General features: G+C 39.0%; 14 protein-coding genes and 1 pseudogene. 1 reads left to right on the plus strand and 14 read right to left on the minus strand.

What is annotated here, in order from left to right:
- Positions 1 to 3: 3 nt before the first annotated feature.
- From V4U88_RS04610 to rfbA, 14 genes and pseudogenes are all read right to left on the minus strand, one after another.
- A complete protein-coding gene (locus V4U88_RS04610; protein WP_334072094.1) occupies positions 4 to 1,770 on the minus strand; it encodes a thiamine pyrophosphate-binding protein in 1,767 nt (588 codons plus the stop codon).
- Between the two features lie 16 nt (positions 1,771 to 1,786).
- Complete coding sequence (gene rfbG / locus V4U88_RS04615; protein ID WP_334072095.1) at positions 1,787 to 2,854, minus strand: CDP-glucose 4,6-dehydratase; 1,068 nt, start codon at positions 2,852 to 2,854, stop codon at positions 1,787 to 1,789.
- Entirely contained in the window at positions 2,851 to 3,648 is a 798-nt protein-coding gene (rfbF, locus tag V4U88_RS04620; protein ID WP_334072096.1) for a glucose-1-phosphate cytidylyltransferase, read from the minus strand. The genes rfbG and rfbF overlap by 4 nt, the downstream gene beginning before the upstream one ends.
- Positions 3,649 to 3,667: 19 nt before the next feature.
- Positions 3,668 to 5,224 carry a lipopolysaccharide biosynthesis protein RfbH gene (rfbH, locus tag V4U88_RS04625; RefSeq protein ID WP_334072097.1) on the minus strand — a complete coding sequence of 519 codons (1,557 nt, stop codon included), beginning with the start codon at positions 5,222 to 5,224 and terminating at the stop codon, positions 3,668 to 3,670.
- On the minus strand, positions 5,224 to 5,616 hold the full coding sequence (locus tag V4U88_RS04630; RefSeq protein WP_334072098.1) for a GtrA family protein: 393 nt from the start codon (positions 5,614 to 5,616) through the stop codon (positions 5,224 to 5,226). The genes rfbH and V4U88_RS04630 overlap by 1 nt, the downstream gene beginning before the upstream one ends.
- 400 nt (positions 5,617 to 6,016) lie before the next feature.
- On the minus strand, positions 6,017 to 6,247 hold the full coding sequence (locus tag V4U88_RS26930; protein ID WP_416367209.1) for a transposase: 231 nt from the start codon (positions 6,245 to 6,247) through the stop codon (positions 6,017 to 6,019).
- A 35-nt stretch (positions 6,248 to 6,282) separates the two neighbouring features.
- Positions 6,283 to 6,432 (minus strand): annotated as a pseudogene (locus V4U88_RS26935) (hypothetical protein); the annotation flags it as partial.
- Positions 6,433 to 6,557: 125 nt separating this feature from the next.
- On the minus strand, positions 6,558 to 8,474 hold the full coding sequence (locus V4U88_RS04635) for a glucosyltransferase domain-containing protein (protein ID WP_334072099.1): 1,917 nt from the start codon (positions 8,472 to 8,474) through the stop codon (positions 6,558 to 6,560).
- 38 nt (positions 8,475 to 8,512) lie between these two features.
- On the minus strand, positions 8,513 to 9,613 hold the full coding sequence (locus V4U88_RS04640) for a glycosyltransferase (protein ID WP_334072100.1): 1,101 nt from the start codon (positions 9,611 to 9,613) through the stop codon (positions 8,513 to 8,515).
- Positions 9,614 to 9,626: 13 nt separating this feature from the next.
- Positions 9,627 to 10,469 carry a glycosyltransferase gene (locus V4U88_RS04645; protein ID WP_334072101.1) on the minus strand — a complete coding sequence of 281 codons (843 nt, stop codon included), beginning with the start codon at positions 10,467 to 10,469 and terminating at the stop codon, positions 9,627 to 9,629.
- A complete protein-coding gene (locus tag V4U88_RS04650; RefSeq protein WP_334072102.1) occupies positions 10,462 to 12,915 on the minus strand; it encodes a methyltransferase domain-containing protein in 2,454 nt (817 codons plus the stop codon). The genes V4U88_RS04645 and V4U88_RS04650 overlap by 8 nt, the downstream gene beginning before the upstream one ends.
- Before the next feature lie 30 nt (positions 12,916 to 12,945).
- Complete coding sequence (locus tag V4U88_RS04655) at positions 12,946 to 14,595, minus strand: ABC transporter ATP-binding protein (protein WP_334072103.1); 1,650 nt, start codon at positions 14,593 to 14,595, stop codon at positions 12,946 to 12,948.
- Between the two features lie 10 nt (positions 14,596 to 14,605).
- Complete coding sequence (locus tag V4U88_RS04660) at positions 14,606 to 15,385, minus strand: ABC transporter permease (RefSeq protein WP_334072104.1); 780 nt, start codon at positions 15,383 to 15,385, stop codon at positions 14,606 to 14,608.
- 36 nt (positions 15,386 to 15,421) lie between these two features.
- The gene (gene rfbA, locus V4U88_RS04665) at positions 15,422 to 16,294 is read right to left on the minus strand and encodes a glucose-1-phosphate thymidylyltransferase RfbA (protein ID WP_334072105.1); all 873 of its coding nucleotides are present in this window, start codon (positions 16,292 to 16,294) and stop codon (positions 15,422 to 15,424) included.
- 114 nt (positions 16,295 to 16,408) lie between these two features.
- Here rfbA and V4U88_RS04670 point away from each other — a divergent pair, with 114 nt between their 5' ends.
- Positions 16,409 to 18,865, plus strand: a complete 2,457-nt coding sequence (locus V4U88_RS04670) for an O-antigen ligase family protein (RefSeq protein WP_334072106.1) — start codon at positions 16,409 to 16,411, stop codon at positions 18,863 to 18,865.
- Positions 18,866 to 18,883: the final 18 nt, after the last annotated feature.

Below are 18,883 nucleotides of genomic sequence, written 5' to 3' on the forward strand. Positions count from 1 at the left end.
CTCCTACTTTGGAATCTCCATTTCCTCGACTAAATCGATCTGCATTAGCTTTTTAAGTTCGTCACGTTCCAAATAAGGAAACATATCCTCAATCGGTCTATTCACTACTAGTTTAGGATGGACCTCCGTATTCTTCTTTAGTATGACTTCCAAGAACGAGGGGCCTTGTATAGAAAGAAAGTCATCGATCACAGTCAGATCCTCTTTAGAATCGACCCGATAGGAAGGAATGCCGTAGGCCCTTGCAATGTCAATAAACGACGGATTTTTGTTCACTGTCGATTGTTGCCTTCCATCCATATATAAATCTTGGAACTGTCTTACCATCCCTAAAGAGCTATTGTTAAGGACGACAATCTTCACGGGAAGATTCAATCGCGTAATTGTATCCAGCTCCTGAATGTTCAATTGAATTCCGCCGTCTCCAGCAATAACCAATACTTCCCGTTTATCCGCCAAAGCAGCTCCGATGGCCGCAGGTAAGGCAAACCCCATCGCACCCATGCCTCCGGAATTTAACAACCGCTGTCCTTTGGAGATTTTATAAGATTGCGACGCCCACATTTGATGTTGACCTACATCCAAACAAATGGATCCAAAATCCTTGCATTTCGAAGAAAGCAATTGCATAAACCGATTAGGCTCAATCTCATTAGCGATCGGGTCAAAAGAATATGTTGGATATCTTTCTTTTAAAACATTAATTTTTCCATACCATTCACTGATATCCGCTCTCTCATAGCTGTCCAATGCATCGTTAAGACTGGTTAAAAAGCTTCGCAAATCGGCCTGGATTGAAACATCGACCTGGACCTTACTATTAAGTTCCAAGGAATCTATATCAACATGGATTTTCTTAGCGGCACGCGCAAACGTATCAGGCCTGGTTCCGGTCTGTCTGCTATCTAAACGGGATCCCAGGATGATCAATAAATCGGAATTTGCTAGAACCAGGTTGCTGTATCGATTTCCATACGATCCGATCAACCCGACGTATTGCGGATTGTCGTGAGGAATCACATCAAGGCCCATTAATGAACTTGCCAGCGGCAAGCCTGTCTTATCCAGGAATTGCTCCAGTTGTTCACAGGCATTGCTCAGACGAATTCCGCCACCGACAAGAACCAGCGGCCTCTTAGCATCTTTGATTAAAGAAATGATATACTCAAGTTGCTCGAAAACTACCGGCTCTTCGTTCATCTGATTAAGATATTCCTGACTATCAAAAAAGCTTTCCAGCTCATCTGGATTAATATTCGCTCTTTGAATATTCATGGGAATATCCAATAAAACAGGACCTGGCCTTCCATTTTGGGCCAAGTATACCGCCTTTTCCAGATAAAATCTAATTTTTTCGGGATCGGTCACAAGTTCGGCGTATTTGGTTAAAGACTTTGCAACGCTTACTATATCCGTCTCCTGAAAGCCAATTTGTCTAATAGGCCTATCAAATTTGTATTCATAGGTGTTAACTTGACCTGTAATAAATAGACATGGAACCGAATCAAAATAACAGCTTCCGATCCCAGTCAATAAGTTTAAGGCACCGGGACCGCTTGTTGCCATAGCGACCCCTAATTCCCCATTCATTCTAGCATATGCTTCCGCGGCAAATGCGCCAGCTTGCTCGTGTCTTACCGAAACGCATTCAATATCATCTCTCAAGGAAACCGAATCCAGCAGATGAACGATCGCTCCACCTATGAACTCGAAGACATGAGAGACGCCTTTTTTTTGAATAAACTCGATCACGTAGTCCGAAAGCTTCATTCAATGTTGCCTCCTTCTATGAGTTCTGGTAGTCATTGATCTGTTTAAGGCATATTTTTTTGATATCGGCAGCATTTCTCTCATAGGCCGAAGTAAAATCAATAATTTTATCAATCGCTTGTTCCAGACTCCATCTTGGTTGCCACCTTAAATAAGTTATTGCTTTCGAGCAATCTAACTTTAAATAATTGGCTTCGTGCGGCTGAGGGCTCGTATCGACTTGGTAAGATGCTCCTTCGCCCCACTTCTCGCAAATTTTCTTCACGATCCACTCAACGGATTTCGCATCTTCATCACGTGGACCAAAGTTCCAAGCACTTGAATACTCTCTTCCGTGATGATATAAATTTTGAGCCAGCAGTAGATAGCCGCTTAACGGTTCAAGGACATGCTGCCACGGCCTGATGGAATTCGGATTTCTAATGACGATCGACTCTCCCGACAAAATAGAACGTATACAATCAGGAACCAGACGATCTTCCGCCCAATCCCCTCCTCCAATGACATTTCCTGCTCGGGCCGAGGCTACGGCTACAAATCTATCCCCATGATTGAAAAACGAATTGCGGTAAGCACTGGTCACCAGTTCCGAACAAGCCTTGCTGCTTGAATAAGGATCATAGCCGCCAAGCGGCTCATCTTCTCTATATCCCCAAACCCATTCCTTATTGTCGTAGCATTTATCCGTGGTTACATTCACGACAACAGAAACACTGGTACAGGTTCTAACGGACTCAAAAAGGTTGACTGTCCCCATCACATTGGTAGCATAAGTATCAACGGGATTTTTGTAGGATTCCCTAACCAGAGGTTGGGCAGCCATATGGATGACTATATCGGGTTCCGCCTCCTGCAATGCTAATTGGAGCGAAACTCCGTCTCTAATATCCCCGATCACATGTTTTGCAATTAGTCTGTCTATATTCAGCAACTCAAAAAGACTAGGCTTTGTGTTTGGTTCTAAAGAATAACCGATGACATACGCGCCCATTGACGTTAGCCATAGAGAAAGCCATGAACCTTTAAAACCAGTGTGTCCAGTTAGAAATACCTTTTTGTTTTTCCAAAAATCCACATCGATCATAGCGCATCCACCGATTCTTTCCCCCATGTCTTCCACGGAGCTTTCCCGGTTTTCCACAGCTCTTCAAGGTAATTTTTATCCCTCAAAGTATCCATCGGCTGCCAAAAACCATCATGTTTAAATCCCATTAATTCGTTATCTTTTGCCAGGTTCTCCAAAGGCTCTTTCTCAAGAACTGTTTCGTCAGAGGAAATATAATTGAAGATCGTCGGTTCTAATACGAAGAAACCAGCGTTAATCCATGATCCATCCCCTTTTGGTTTTTCCTGGAACCCTCGAACCTCATCGTTTAAAGTAATATCTAGAGCCCCAAATCTCCCACTTGGTTGAACTGTAGTCACAGTGGCAAGTCGGCCATGCAGCTTATGGTGCTTAACTAATTCAGTAATGTTAACATCTGATACTCCATCCCCGTAAGTCAGCATAAATGGCTCATTACCAATGTAATCCTGCACCCTTTTCACCCTACCGCCAGTCATGGTATCGACACCGGTGTTGACCAGAGTTACTCTCCAAGGCTCAGCCGTATGCTGATGAGTAATTAATTGGTTGTCGTTCCTGAAGTCAAACGTCACATCAGATTCATGAAGAAAATAATGGGCGAAATATTCCTTGATATAGAATCCTTTATAACCTAGACAAATAATAAAGTCATTGAAGCCGTGATGAGAGTACAGCTTCATAATATGCCATAATATCGGCTTCTGACCGATTTCAATCATTGGCTTTGGTCTGAGATGAGACTCTTCGCTTATACGGGTGCCGTAACCACCGGCAAGAATAACAACTTTCAATGCAGGACCCTCCTGTAGACTATTTTCCTAGCACAAACCCTCTAATCTTCTCCACTACATAATCGATCATTGAATCGGTTAGTCCTGGATAAACACCTACCAAGAAGGTGTCATTTAAAATTTTGTCGGTGTTCGTTAGCTCTCCATGTACCCGATAATTCACGCCTTGAAAGGCTGGCTGACGAGTCAAGTTACCGGCAAACAACATTCTTGTCTGAATTCTTTGAGACTCCAGGTAACCGACAATTTCATTTTTCGTAAAAGGTGCTCCATCTTTAACCGTTAAGATGAAACCAAACCAGCTTGGATCGGAATTTCTAGTCGCTCTAGGTAAAACAAAAAATGGTTCCAAGTCTTTAAGCCCCTCATAAAGTCGCTGGAAATTGTATTTTCTGGCTTGCACAAAACCCGGAACTTTTTTTATTTGTTCCACGCCAACCGCCGCCTGCATATCGGTAACCCGAAGATTGTAGCCGATATGCGAGTAAGTATATTTATGGTCATATCCGTAAGGTAAAGAGCCCAATTCCCAGCCAAAACGTTTATTGCAAGTGTTATCGCAGCCGGAAGGACACCAGCAATCCCTGCCCCAATCCCGGAATGATTCAATAATCGTCTTAAGAAGCGCATTATTGGTATAGACAGCGCCGCCTTCCCCCATGGTCATATGGTGAGGAGGATAAAAGCTGGAGGTTCCAATGTGTCCATGCGTCCCTGTCAATTTCCCGTTGAAAGTAGAACCTAGCGCATCGCAATTATCTTCAACAACCCAAAGACCGTACTTTTCGGCGATTTCCATAACCTTATCCAATTCAAAGGGGTTCCCCATCGTATGGGCAACCATAATGGCTTTCGTCTTGGGCGTTATGGCACTCTCGATCTGATCCGCCAGGATATTGTAAGTGCCCAATTCCACATCGATAAATACCGGAATTGCCCCATTTTGGACAATGGGTGCAACCGTTGTCGGAAAACCCGCAGCCACCGTGATTACTTCATCCCCCGGGAAAATCCGTTTTTCTTTCAACTTCGGCGATGTTAATGCGGAGAAAGCCAGCAAGTTAGCAGATGATCCGGAGTTCGTCAGCAGAGCATATCTAACACCAAGATATTCGGCGAATTCCTTTTCAAATTGTTTATTATATCTTCCGGCAGTTAGCCAGAAATCTAAAGACGAATCTACCAAGCTTCTCATTTCTTTTTCGTCGTATACACGTCCACCGTATACGACAGGGGATTTCTCAGAGTCGAAATTTTTGCCACGATCGGAATGGAATAAGTCATAATACTCTTCGACTTGGGACAGAATTTCGAGTCTTTTAATTCTCTCTAGATTCTTGTGCTGTAACTTTGATACCGTCTCTACTTCTTTTAAATCTATGTTTATCTTCATGCGAATATCAAGATAAAAGCGGGTGTTAAGGTTAATATCAATTATCTCGACATGATATTTTTCTACAAAATTCTCCTGCAACTTTTGGCTCAGCTCATATCCCTGCGTTTGATCTTGTCCGTTGCTAATTAATGCATAACTTTGTCTAGCCTTATTAAAGACAATATCTCCTTGCTTTAGCATTACCGCACCCCTCTTGAACTTGCTTTATTTTGAAAACTCCAATACTTATGAGCAAAAAAACTGATTAAAGTTGTGATAACCAAGGCAATTCCTTGAGCAATCAACTTATTTGTACCCATTGTATCAACTAATATGAATAATAGGAACAAATTCACCAAAAACGTAAATATATAAACCAACACAAATTTCACAGCACTCTTAGCTTGATGTTTTTTTTGACTGAAAGTCCATTTATTATTCCAAAGATAACTATGGACAACTCCGACAATATGGGAGAAAACAAGCGCAACAAAATAATTGCGGTTTACAAATTGAATAAATCCCGCATAGGTTATAAAACCTACTATAGTGTTTAACACTCCAACTATAATAAACTTCATTGATTGGTTCATTTCCCACCTATAATCTTCCATCTATTCGCAATTGCTTCTTGCGACAAAATTTCATTACTTATCACTGCCTCCCTGATCTCACCACCACTAAATGCTCTATCTTGATTCGCCCAATTACCAATCGATAGCGGCGTCTCACTATTTTCAATAATGATAAACTGCTATTCAATTGCTCTTGTAATACTCCATTTTTAAATAAGTGTACATTTCCCTGGTCGTAAGTACCCCGTTAGGTAATTCCATTTAGCAGTGTCTAGCTGGACACTTACTGAATGTGATCCATCCTTTTCATCGGGGTAGCTATAGAGAACGCATTAAGAATAAAATTCTATCAATAAGCGATCAATAGTTTCCATCGGATGCTTATTGATTCGCTTCATAAACTGGTCGAATTACATAACTATCCAAAATTCAGACTATACGTCGGCAGGAAGACTAAGTGAAGGCGTAGATGTTTCTTCAGAAAAGGCTGCAACCCGGTGGTCTGATGAATCCGACTGTTATCTAAAATCTTGGGAATTTTTCCGTTCGGATACGCCGTCAGAAGATCCTCGAGGAAGCGAATAAAGGCGTCCACATCAGCCTTTTCCTCTTCACGATGATGTACCTGTCCGGTTTCATCTTTCTCCAGTTTCCACCTACTTTTTCAACTGTACAAAGATGTGCTTACGGAAAAATGCCTGGGCCTCTCATCGGCTTGGGCAAATGTATAGTTGCTTTGGTTAAACTAAAGTTCATTCGTCCCCGCATCGCACTGATTCCGCACTTACTGATCGTGACGCCAATCTCTCGCTTAATCCATTCCGCCACCAACGGGAGCGGCCAAGTATATCACCGATCTCTGCAAACGTATGTCCTTCCCATCGGGGCCGCACGTGACTCATCTAAACCCTTGTTGCTTTTGGACTTTTGATTTTTCAGCAAGCCATTTTTATTTATAATTATTCAACTGTAATTGTATCCTTAATATTCTTTAATGTTCTGCCATTGGGGGTATCAAATATTAAAACAACATCATACTTTCCCTTTTCAAGGGTACCCGTAGGAAGAGACAGAACACGGTAACCAGATTTTAAATTCAAAATTTCTTCATCATTGTCCTCTTTTCTTGAATCTGTTGTTAATAAATACTGCCGTTTGTCACTTACTAGAGCAACTTTAATTATAGTATCTTTTGGGCTAACCCCATCTATACTTCCCCATCCACCTATACTAAGAATATTATTTTGATAAGCAAACCAATCTATTGTATATTCTATGTTGAAATCACTAGTATTGAATTTCTTATAAAATTCTTGGCGAGAAAGTTCACTTATCTCATAAGGAGTTGGTCCTAATTTAACTAACAAATAATCTCCAAAATCCTTTACATATCCCTCTTTAGGGTAATAACTCATAGCCCCTGCTCTCGCAATAATCTCCTTATCATCAAAATTTTCAAATTCTTTGACATCGTAACCATGTAAATTCATAAAGCGAAAGATTCTACTGGAATTTCTCAATTCACTTTCAAGCCCCCAAGTTCGATCCCATTGGAACATAGAATAGCCTTCTGTATCCCCAAGTTTTAAATTGAAGCTTGGAGGTGCACCAATAAACACCAATTTTTTCCGAACACCATCATCTGTCTGATACTTATCGATCTCTGTAACAATTGAATTCATTTTAGCGATATCTATCTGATACCGTAAATAATCCGTGTAAAAAACTTGGTTCATTGACTTCGTCTGAATTAGTATAACAAAAATGATTAACAAAATGGTTGCGCCGCGAAACTTAATTTTCAGATAATGTTTATGATAAAAAAACATGTACAGTAAAGCAGCGACAAATCCAACAAATACACTATTTGTTATGAAAATCCGATTTACGAGGTAAACATTACCAGTTAAAAAATACATAGAATATGCTGCCAAAATACATCCCAAACCTAAGAACATATACATGAATCGTTTATATTTTATTGAAACGCCTACACTATATATAAATAAAAATATACTCGCACTAAAAGCCATAAGTGAGCCGATTTTTTTTATTAGAAAAGATGGATGAGCAAAATTCGAAATAAACTCAAGTAGAGAGCCCAAAAGACTTTTAAAACTACTTAAATCATATTTAATATAGTTGGCTGTATAACCTGAAGGTTCAACGGAAAAAAACAGTTGTAAAAGCAATACTACATTACTATTCAAAAATATAACAAAAGCAATAAGGCCTAATGCTTTTAATAACACCAAGAAAACACCCTGAAATTTATTTAAATCTTTATTTTCTGTATACAGTGCTGTAACAAAGCAAGAAATAAAAATTCCTATTAAAAAATAAACCACTGCAAGTTCAGAAAAGGAGAGTGCATACAGTAACGAAACTATCGAAATAAAAATATATTTAAGTGATTTTTTATTAAAGGCATATTCATAAAAACTATTAAGTGAAATTGGAACTAGACACAACACTAGCCCAGTTTCTACTGTCGTCGTCATAAAAATAAAAATATCTGCTATATAAGGAGCACTAACCGCAACGCAAGAGAAAACTATTATAGATGCATTATTAAAAAAATTCCCTGAAAATTTTTGAATAATGTACCCCCAAAGAGTTACCCCTGTAGTAATAAGCAAAACTCCTATAAAATCACGCCAAAAAGGTAAAAATTCATAAGTATTGAATATAAATTTCGTGATATGAGCGCCCCATCTTCCTTGAGCCAAAAGCATGCCTTCAAAAAAATATCTCTCAAAACTCTCATCATCGACGCCCATGGAGAAATTTGTTAATGTAAAACCATATGCTAACAAAACAGTTAATGTGATTGCTATCCAATAATATTTATTCCGGCTAAAAGCTTCTTTAAACATCAAGAGATTTCCCCTTAAAATTATTATCCTTCTTTAAATCATTTGCTCCTTACATACTTAATAGCCTTTCTAAAGAAAGTTCTGTATCCATAAGTACGGATAACTTCTTTACTTTTCAAAAAAAGACTACCTAATTCACCAAGAAATTTGGATTTTTTTAACTTTTTATAAAAAAACTTATTACTCATTTCAAAAGGATTCTCTAGACTAAACATAACATCGTAATCTTTTCGATATGCTATTCTAATCGAATCATCAATCTTTTCATTTGAATCATATCTGCCATAAGACCAGGGAGTTTTGGATATATTATCTGAGTCGTTACTATCATGGATTTTTGAATATTCAGCGTATAAATTTCGAAAAGGATGTGAGCCCTCCGGCAGCCAATCTCTCATACATTTTTCAGCGGAATCTCCATAACCAGAAAAATGGATAAATCGCAAGGGATCTCCCTTAACAAAGTAGTTCCTATTTTGTTCTGTCATTCCACAGTCCAGCAGTGACCAAGGAGCAAAATCATAGCCTCTATGCCTAAATATTTCAACATCAAAGAAACAAGGAGCCAAATCAATCCACTTTTGATCAGTAAAAATTCCATTAACAATGTCATCATAACAAAAAAGGTAGAGCCTTTCAGCCCACCAATCAATAAATTTTCGGGCTTCCTCACTACGATTAACTCCTAAAAAGCCAAGATTATACACGCCATGAGCTGTACTAGAGAGCTCCATATCAATATTCCCAGGATCAAGTAGGTGAGGACATAATATGATCGGACGTGTATCTAAAATAGAGCGTAATTCTGTAAAATCTGAGTAAACATACACATCTGGATCCAGATAAATAATTTTATTTTCGTTTGGATATTCCGTATATAAGTATCGAAAAAATTGGCCTTTAACAGCAGTCGAGGCTTCGACTATAGTATGTTTAAAGATAAAACGATCAAAATTACCCTCCCAAGCATCCTTGGATAAAACAATTCGATCAAAATAAGGAGATTCATACTGAGGCAATAATTCTTTTTCTGTTAAACAAATTATAAAAGTAGCATCAGGAATATTATCTTTTACCGATTTTGCAAGAGTTCTAGCCTTGTGTAGATAATTTGCACAAATAGATGTAAAAATGATCATAAATATACCTCTATTATTTAATAATATATTTTTTTATGATGGATTTTAGTAAAGGAATTCTTTTGATCTTCTCTAAAATTGTAATACTATCTTGGAGCGCCCTGTTCAAAAATATCTGTTCTATTAGAGCATCTCTTATGATTAGTGGATATAAATGTTTATATTTTTCATAAAGGGCCGGATGTTGAGAAAAAATATCACTATAGGTTTTTTTAACAACATTGATATTTGTTAAGAATTCGGTTGTACGTGAACTAGCTTTAATTCTGTAATGAAATAAAACTTCGGGAATTTGATATATTTCCCGGCCTAATTCTAACAGAGATAGCCAGAAATCGTAATCTTCCATTCCATGCTCCATATTAGTATTGAATCCGCCAACCTTCTCCCAGTCTTCTTTATAGAACATTGCGGTAACAAAAACAATGTTATCTAGAAGCATTTTTTCTAGTGAATAATTCGGGAGGTCCCATCTACCACTCCTTTCCCCGAATAAATCCGCGTAACAATAAACTACACCAACATGATTATTTGTATTTAATATGTTAACCGCTTTCTCCACATAATCCGGCTCAATAGTATCATCTGAATCCAAGGGTAATATGTATTTTCCCGTGGCTTCCGCAATTCCGGCATTTCTTGCCCCTGCCGGCCTAAGGCGAGTGGTACGTATAAGTTTAATATCCGAATCAGTTACTTTGTCATTTAACACCTTCAGAGTGTGATCATCATTAGAGCCGTCGTCAACAACAATTAATTCTATATCCTTATATGTCTGTGCTTTTACAGAAGCAATGGCCTCTTCAATATAGGCACCATCATTGTAGCAAGGCATGATAATACTTACTTTACTCATCAAGCGTCCCCCTAGTTATCTCACCATGAAACAGAATATTCTTAACAGCTTTAAACTTATGATCTCTCGCAAAATTAGTTAAATGACCAAGGTGTCTTTGTGTATTTTCTAGGGTGTGTTCAACAAATTCCAGTTTATCTTGGGTACTATTTAAAGTGGCTCTAGTATCCCCTAGTTCTATTTCAGCATTTTTTTGAGCAGAAATAGCCTCATCAAGATTAGCTTTAGTTGATATAAGTTCATTTGCTGTTGAAGCTAATTGATTTTCCGTTTCCTCATGGTTCTGCTGAATTGTAATAATCCTGCTTTGTAAATCAGTAACAAGTTCTCTTAATTGACTCATTTCTAATGTTAATTGACGATTAACCATAAATTGCTCATTTAATTGATCTCTAAAATGATAAACTTCTTTTTCTCGTTCTTGATACCCCTCTGTCCAGTCGATAATACTACAGAAAAAATCAATCGTTAAAAACGTTGCATTTGTAAAATCTCCAAAAATTTCAAACTGTGGATCGAAGGTAAAGAACTTAGCCCCCTTTTCCTCTGTGTTCTCTTCAGCATTAATTGGCTTAATATCTGAGACGATTCCATCTGTCTCAATACTTTTTATTTTTATCCAACTAGCATTTCCTTCTAGAGGATCCCATCTTAACAATTTTGCTTTCTGTAATGCATCCTCTTGAAAAGACACTCTGAAAGAACCAGAAACAGGAACTGCGTATTTACTTTCAATATTAGAATCGGTATAACCCTCACCAACGTCAAAAAACAAAGTGGTTTTCAATCTGCTTTCCTTCAAGTAATGAGTTACAGCTCTCTCGATATTTAGCGGAATAACATCCTTTGAAAGTCTATAAAGCTCTTTTATTCCGACATACTGACTTGCAAAATAAGTTTCCCAGCTAATAAAACACTCCTCAGTTTGCTTATTGATATGAATTAAGTCATTTATTATAGATGGTGTCAGGGACGAATCCAGAGAATGATCCGTCATAAATTGTCTAAGCATTCTCCAGATTATAAACTCTAGCGGTAATTTGCAGCCAATGTGCCACTCGTAGTCAATTACCTTATAACTATCTCCGTCTACAAACACATTGCCAGATATCATGTCAAGGTTTTGATTTGAAGCCCAATGAAGTTCCTGTTGACAACGTAATTCTCCAAAAATCTCTTTAAATTCCGAAGAATGTGGTTGATGTTCTTTAGGAACATTTTCGAACAAAATATCTCTAAAACGAGAAACTTCTTTAAAGAAAAGGTCTCGATCAGCCCCATAAGATTCAATCAAACATTCTTCTAAACTTATCTCTGAAAGAAAGGGATATGAAAGGCCCATGGATTCTTTATTACAAGTAATATTCTTCATAGTTTCATCATAGGAATATACAAACCCACTGTACCGTTCCATATTGCTCAAGTGCTTTAATGCCTCAGAGTTCAAAGCATTCTTATATACACAATTCATAGCATCATCAAAAATTGTGCAAATGCGAAATTGTTCTTTCCTATTCGCGCTTAATTTTGCATAAGAAATATTTGCTGCTTCTTCATTTGGTGTTAAAGCTATCTCAACAAGAAAAGAATTGGCGAAATTATCAACAATATTTTGCTTCATAAAGGACTGATAGACTTTTTGTTCTTCAAACAATGTAACTCTGGACATATCCATAGGATAATTGGGAACCGAAGGTACCATCTTATTCACTGTTTTATCTGTAAAAATTTCTGCAGGGAACTTGTAATCAGGATAAGGGTAATAGTATTTCAAAACATGAAGATTTGTTTGTTTAACTAATTCACCAAGTTCTACCTTAGAAAAAGTCTTTACCTTCTCGCCATACATGTACCCGTTAATTCCAGAAAAATACTCACCAGTATGATCTTCCTTGGCACCTGAAAAATATTTAAGTCCTATTCTGTTCTCAATAGAGAGCAGTATTCTCCCCTTTTCATTCAAGTGAGAACTAGATATCTCCAAAAATTTTTTATATGGATTCGCACTATCAAACATATAAGCAGCATATTCCAATACACCATTCACAATAACGTAATCAAACTTCCAATCTGAAGGAATACTTTGAATATCACCCACTACAATTTCTAAATTTTCATAATGTTTGTGACGTTGATAATTTATCTCTGCTCGCCGTTTTGTTAACTCAACTGCAACTACTTTCTTTGCCTTTTCACAAAACAACCCTGTTATTGCCCCGCAGCCCGCTCCAATTTCTAGAATGCTGCAATTTTGCTTAAATGGAAACCAGTTTAATATATTTTGCCGGAGATGAGAAAAATGATAAACCACTGGCCATCTCCCATCCTGAAACCAATCGTATTCATTTATTGATTGAGAAATCTCAAATAGCTCTTGTTCGATATCTCCATCAGAGTAGAGGTTGTCATTACTCGATATATAGTAATCAAGATTTAACTTTGCCATTTTAATCCCCCCAACTCATAATTTAAAACCTTACTTAAGATCTCGTCTATTTAACGAATACATATCAGGGCGGCCTACATCAAAATGCACCTGGATATCAGTAATTTCACCCTCTATTACCCTAAAGGATTTAATTGTTGAATACGAGTCAATTTCTGTCAAAAAAATTCGATCATCTAGGCTAGTCAAGCCATAAGGTATTCCTCTTACGTCCAATAATCCCATAATATCCTCATAGGATTCTTCTATATTGTGTAGGTCTTTGACTCTGATTAATCCTGGCGTAATATCGCCAGCACCATTTTGGTAAATACTAATATAAAAAAATGAACCCATTTTTATAATTTCGTTCATTCCTTGAAAATCAAAAGGAACGGTGTATTCATTAACCAAATTAAATGATAAATCCTTATGGTTGACCACAGTTATCTTACCAGGTCCTGAAACTATATAAAGACTGTCATCTATTAAGCTTATGGATCTAACATACGATGATTTCAGAAAATCCAGCTTAACTACTTTTTCAACTTCAACAACATTATCAACATTCCTTAATACGAATATTTGCTGCGATGACGCAGATATTCCATAAAATCGATTTGTGTTGCAGTCATAAACAATTTTATTAGGTTGTCGACCAATCCCGGAAATTGTCTGTGTTTCCACAACATCTCCGGATCCTAGTATCTTTAAAACTTTTACCGCGTCATTCCCAGTATCTTCAATTAAAGTCACCGAACCATCTGATGCAATGGAATGAGGATTATTTAAATCTACAGGTAGAGTGTCCCAATACTCGATTTCATCTAATAAATTATCATTGTGAATTACACGATGGTGCCAGCAATCTACAATAAAATAACGTTCGTCGATTTTAGTTATGCACGTTGGTGAATATAGTTTAGATTTGTAATTATTAAAATCACTTGTAACCCCTGATTGGGAAGCCACAAGTTCCCTTGTATAGCTTTGATATGCTTTGCAAACTTCATTGGCGTTACCAATCATTTTGACCTCACCATGGTCAAGCCATATAACTCGAGAGCACATTTGTCTTATTTGTTCTATGCTATGAGAAACCATTATAACCGTTGTGCCTCCGCTCATTAACTCGCGCATTCTCCGCGCGCTCTTCTTCTGAAAGCTAGCGTCACCGACTGATAGTATCTCATCTACAATTAAAATATCTGGATCAACGAGTGTTGCAATCGAAAATGCCAATCTCATCGTCATACCAGAAGAAAAATTACGGACAGGGACATTCATAAACTCATGCAATTCTGAAAATTCAACTATCTCATTATATTTTTCTGTTAAATATTTTTTTGAATACCCGAGTACAGCTCCATTAAGAAAAACATTCTCTTTAGCGGTTAGATCAATATCAAATCCAGCCCCAAGTTCTAACATTGGTGCAATGTTACCCATGACTTTTACGTTTCCCTCAGTAGGGGCCAATATTCCCGAAATAATTTTAAGTAATGTGCTTTTCCCTGCACCATTATTGCCAATAATTCCTACAACTTCCCCTTTTTTAATAGAAAACGAAACGTTGTTTAATGCGACGAATTCTTTGTATTCAATTTTACCCGATACCTTTTTAATAACATATTCTTTAAGACTCATAATACGATCATTTGCCATCCGGAACTTCATGGAAACATTATCTACTGAAATCAAATTGATCTCCTCACAAATTAAGAATAAATTTATTTTGTGTCCGTTTAAACACTATTATTCCGATAACCAAAGAGCATACAGCAATAATCCCACAATTTATCCATGCTTTCGCAACCGGTATACCACCTTCTAAAATTATAAATCTAATGAATCTTATAAAGTGATACATGGGATTTAATTTCAGCACGGTCGTCATTGAAGATGGAAGTATGCTTTCAGGATAAAATATTGGTGTTAAATAGGTCCAAATCGTTAGCACAATACTATATAAAAACTGAGTATCTCTGAAAAACACCATTACTGACGCAAGCAAAAAAGATACTCCGCAAATAAATATGAATAGGCATAAAATTCCGTACAAGATCGCGAAGTGAGTCCACGTAATAGTCATTCCGCTAGCTATAATTACGACATAAAGGGCTACTAAAGAAAACAAGAAATTAACGCCAGAAGAAACGACACGAGAAAAGGGGTAGATATATTTGGGAATATAAACCTTATTAATAAGTGATGCATTCTGAATAATACAGGTCATCGATTGTGTTGTTGCATCAGACATATAGTTAAACATAACAATCCCGCTCAACAAATAAACTGCATAGTTGGGTATATCGAATCGGAATACAGTAGAAAAAACCATATATTGCACAACCATTATCAACAATGGATTTAACAGGCTCCACAAAATACCCAAAACCGATCTTCGATACTTTGTTTTAAAATCCCGTTCAACTAACTGAGAGAGCAAAAAACCATATTTTCCATATAGAGTAAATACTTTATTAATCATCGAACAACCCCACAATTATTTCTTAATATTTTCAACTCACAATTGACCGTTAACAATTTCAGTTAAATAAACCCCGTAATCGGTTTTAAGCAACGGGGCTGCCAATCTTTCCAACTCTGTTAACGTTATATATCCCATTCTGTAAGCAATTTCCTCGATGCAAGCAATGTATAACCCCTGCCTTTTCTGTACTGCCTCAACATAGTTACTTGCTTCCAGTAGCCCCTGATGGGTCCCGGTATCAAGCCATGCCATACCTCGACCAAAAAGTTCCACTTTTAAGTTATTCATTTTAAGATACTCTTGATTTATAGAAGTGATTTCGAGCTCACCTCTTGGAGACGGAGTTACAGACTTCGCTATTTCCACCACCTTATTGTCATAGAAATAAAGCCCTGGGATAGCGTAATTAGATTTAGGCTTTTTGGGTTTTTCTTCAATTGATATCACATTATTTCGCTCATCAAACTCAACTACACCATAATCCACAGGATTTTTTACGTAATAACCGAAGATTAATGCACCGTTTTTGATACAAGAGCCCTTTTTAAGTATTTCACTAAACCTTTGACCGTAAAAAATGTTATCTCCTAACACTAAAGAAACATTTCGGGATCCGATAAATCCCTCACCAAGTATAAATGCCTCGGCTAAACCTTTTGGTTCACTTTGAACTTGATATGAAAAACTCATGCCGAGTTGACTACCATCACCAAGTAACTCCTTAAATATAGGCAAGTCACGAGGAGTTGAGATAATAAGAATTTCCCTAATACCAGCTAACATAAGCACTGAGAGTGGATAATAAATCATCGGTTTATCATAAATCGGCAATATTTGTTTAGATACTGCTTTGGTTAGAGGATATAACCTCGTACCAGATCCACCAGCCAAAATAATTCCCTTCAAAAAACTCACCCTAACTGAAATAAGATAAAAGCAACCCCTATGAGTGGAAATCTAGCTCCATTCCACTTCCTATGCTAAAATACTAACGTATCTATTAGCAAAGGAGAAAAAAACGTGTCGAATCCAGTATACGGGAAAAAAACCGCGACGTCGAGAAATGGGGAAAATTTGCCTGCGGCGTTGTGGGTGTTGTTGATTGGACTGATTGCATTTCTGGTTTGGGCGCCGTTCCAAGCCGGGGTCTTCAACGGACTTGCGCTTAACTTTGAAAAACCGATGTTTTGGTCCGTATTCATCGGCAGCTTGCTCATGCTGGCATGGGTCGCAGCCTACTTCAAGCAGATAAAACTGAATGAGCAGCGGGACTGGTTGGCGGTTTGGGTCCTGCTCATTCCGATCACCTATTGTCTGGCGCTGATTTCGGCGGCCAGTCATTATTTTGCCATGAATATGGTGCTGATTCAGTGCCTTTATGCGATGGTCTTCATTATTGGTCTTTATCTACTGCAAAATAGACAAGCTAATTCTATAATAGAGACTTCCATCGTTACAGTGGCTTACCTCATCGTAATGTTCGGCTTGTTGAATTGGCTGGGCCAAGGGAGAACCGTATCGGCCATGGTAGGCTGGTTTACGAAGTGGGTCATTAATGGCCAATATAAACAAGCCGTCTGGGTGGACTCCAACGGTCCTCGTTTGGCCTCGGTGTTCCAGTATCCGAATACGTATGCCGCCTTCTTGATGGCGTTCTTCTTCGTGGCGGTTTTTGCGATTACACGTTCGAAAAAATGGTACAGCCAGGCGATTCACGCCTTTATGCTCGTACCGATCGTGCTTTCGATCCTACTGACGCTATCGCGGGGCGGTTTGGTGTTCCTGCCGGTCGTTTTCGTTATCCTGCTGCTGTTCCTGAAGCCGGCTAAGCAGATTTTGTGGATCATGTACTGTCTGATCGCCGGTGTTGCGACGATTGCCATCGCCAAACCGGTCACGGACCTGGGGCAGCAGTTCCACCTCGGGCAGATCGGAGATCCTGCCAAGGGCTGGGGGTATATCCTCGTCGTCTCGGCTTTGGTGGCCGTCATCGCCTGGCTTATCCAACGCTTCGTCGCTCCCAAGCTTGAGCAGGTAACAGAGCGCTGGTCAGCAAAAAAACTGGCGAGTCTCTGGCTTCCGCTCATCTCCGTGGTGGCTGTCGTAGTACTAGCCGTGCTTTTGCTCGGAACAAACCTTAAAAATGTACTGCCTGGGAATATTGGGCAGCGCCTCGAAAATATCAATATGCAGCAGCATAGTTTGCTGGAACGTCTCACGTTTTACAAAGACGCTGTGAAGGTCATCAAAGATTATCCGGTAGTCGGAGCCGGTGGCGGAGCATGGGCTAATATTTTCGAAAAATATCAAAACAACCCGTACTCCAGCCGGCAGGCGCACAGCTTTATTATGCAGTATCTCGTGGAAACCGGCATTCTCGGATTTATAGTTCTGGTCGCGTTCCTCGCCTATATTTTCTACAAGTATATTCGAGGTTATATACGTGCCGACGAGACGAAGCGAAACGATTATTTCGTTTACTTTATTGTCGTTCTCTCCTTATTAATTCACAGCTTAATGGACTTTAATATGAGCTATATCTATATCAGCATGCTCGTCTTTCTGGGCCTCGGCGGTATGGCCGCGGCGATGGACAGTAAACCGGTCAAGCGGTTGACCATCAAACCTTCGGGAATCCGCGCGCTCTATAGTGCCGTGATGGTGGTCGGCTCGCTGATTCTGATTTTTGTCTCTGCCATTTACATCCAGGCTAGCGGCGCTGCCGAGAAAGGTATCACTTTAATCAGAACCAGCTCCGACTTCCAGGCCATTCAAGCTCCATTCGTAGAGGCTCTGAAGAAACGCGCTGACCAACCGGACGCGGTGCTCAATTACAACGTTGTCCTGCGTGCCGGCTATGAACAAACCAAAGACGAGGCTTTCTATGAACAAGATCTCAAGCTGTTGACAGACGCTTTGAAAAAGGACTCTTTCAACAAGAGCATGTATAACCAGTTGATCACCCTCTATGAGTCAAAAGGGGAATATGATAAGGCCTATGAAGTATTGAAGGACAACGCTCACCGTTATGTATATGACCAGGATTGGTACGAAAAGCTGATTGCGCAATCCTTTGAGCTCGGGCACCAGGCCTTGGGCAAAGCGGCGGCGGACCAAAAGGACAAATACTTCAGAAGCGGTCTGGCGGCTTATCAACACGTCGTGGACGGCGTAGAGCATTTGAAGACCCTTCCAAAGGGGCAAATGCAGGGCGGTGCGTTCGCAGTGACACCGACCATGGCCCTCAATGCCGGGAAAATGCAGTATATGATGAATCAACCGGCCGAGGCCGCAGCCATCTTGAAGCAGGGACTCGGTCCTGATCTGAACGATTCGACGAACAAGGAAATCGCCAGCTGGTATTTGGCCGCGCTGCAGAAATCCGGCGGCAACGATCAAGCACTTTACGATCAGCTCATCCAACTTGATCCGAGCGAAAAAGAAACGATCGACAACTTGGTAATGTTGAATTTTTAAAAGAAAAAATCGGCTTCT

This window comes from Paenibacillus sp. A14 (assembly GCF_036864815.1).
In the GTDB taxonomy this organism is placed as follows: domain Bacteria; phylum Bacillota; class Bacilli; order Paenibacillales; family Paenibacillaceae; genus Fontibacillus; species Fontibacillus sanfengchensis.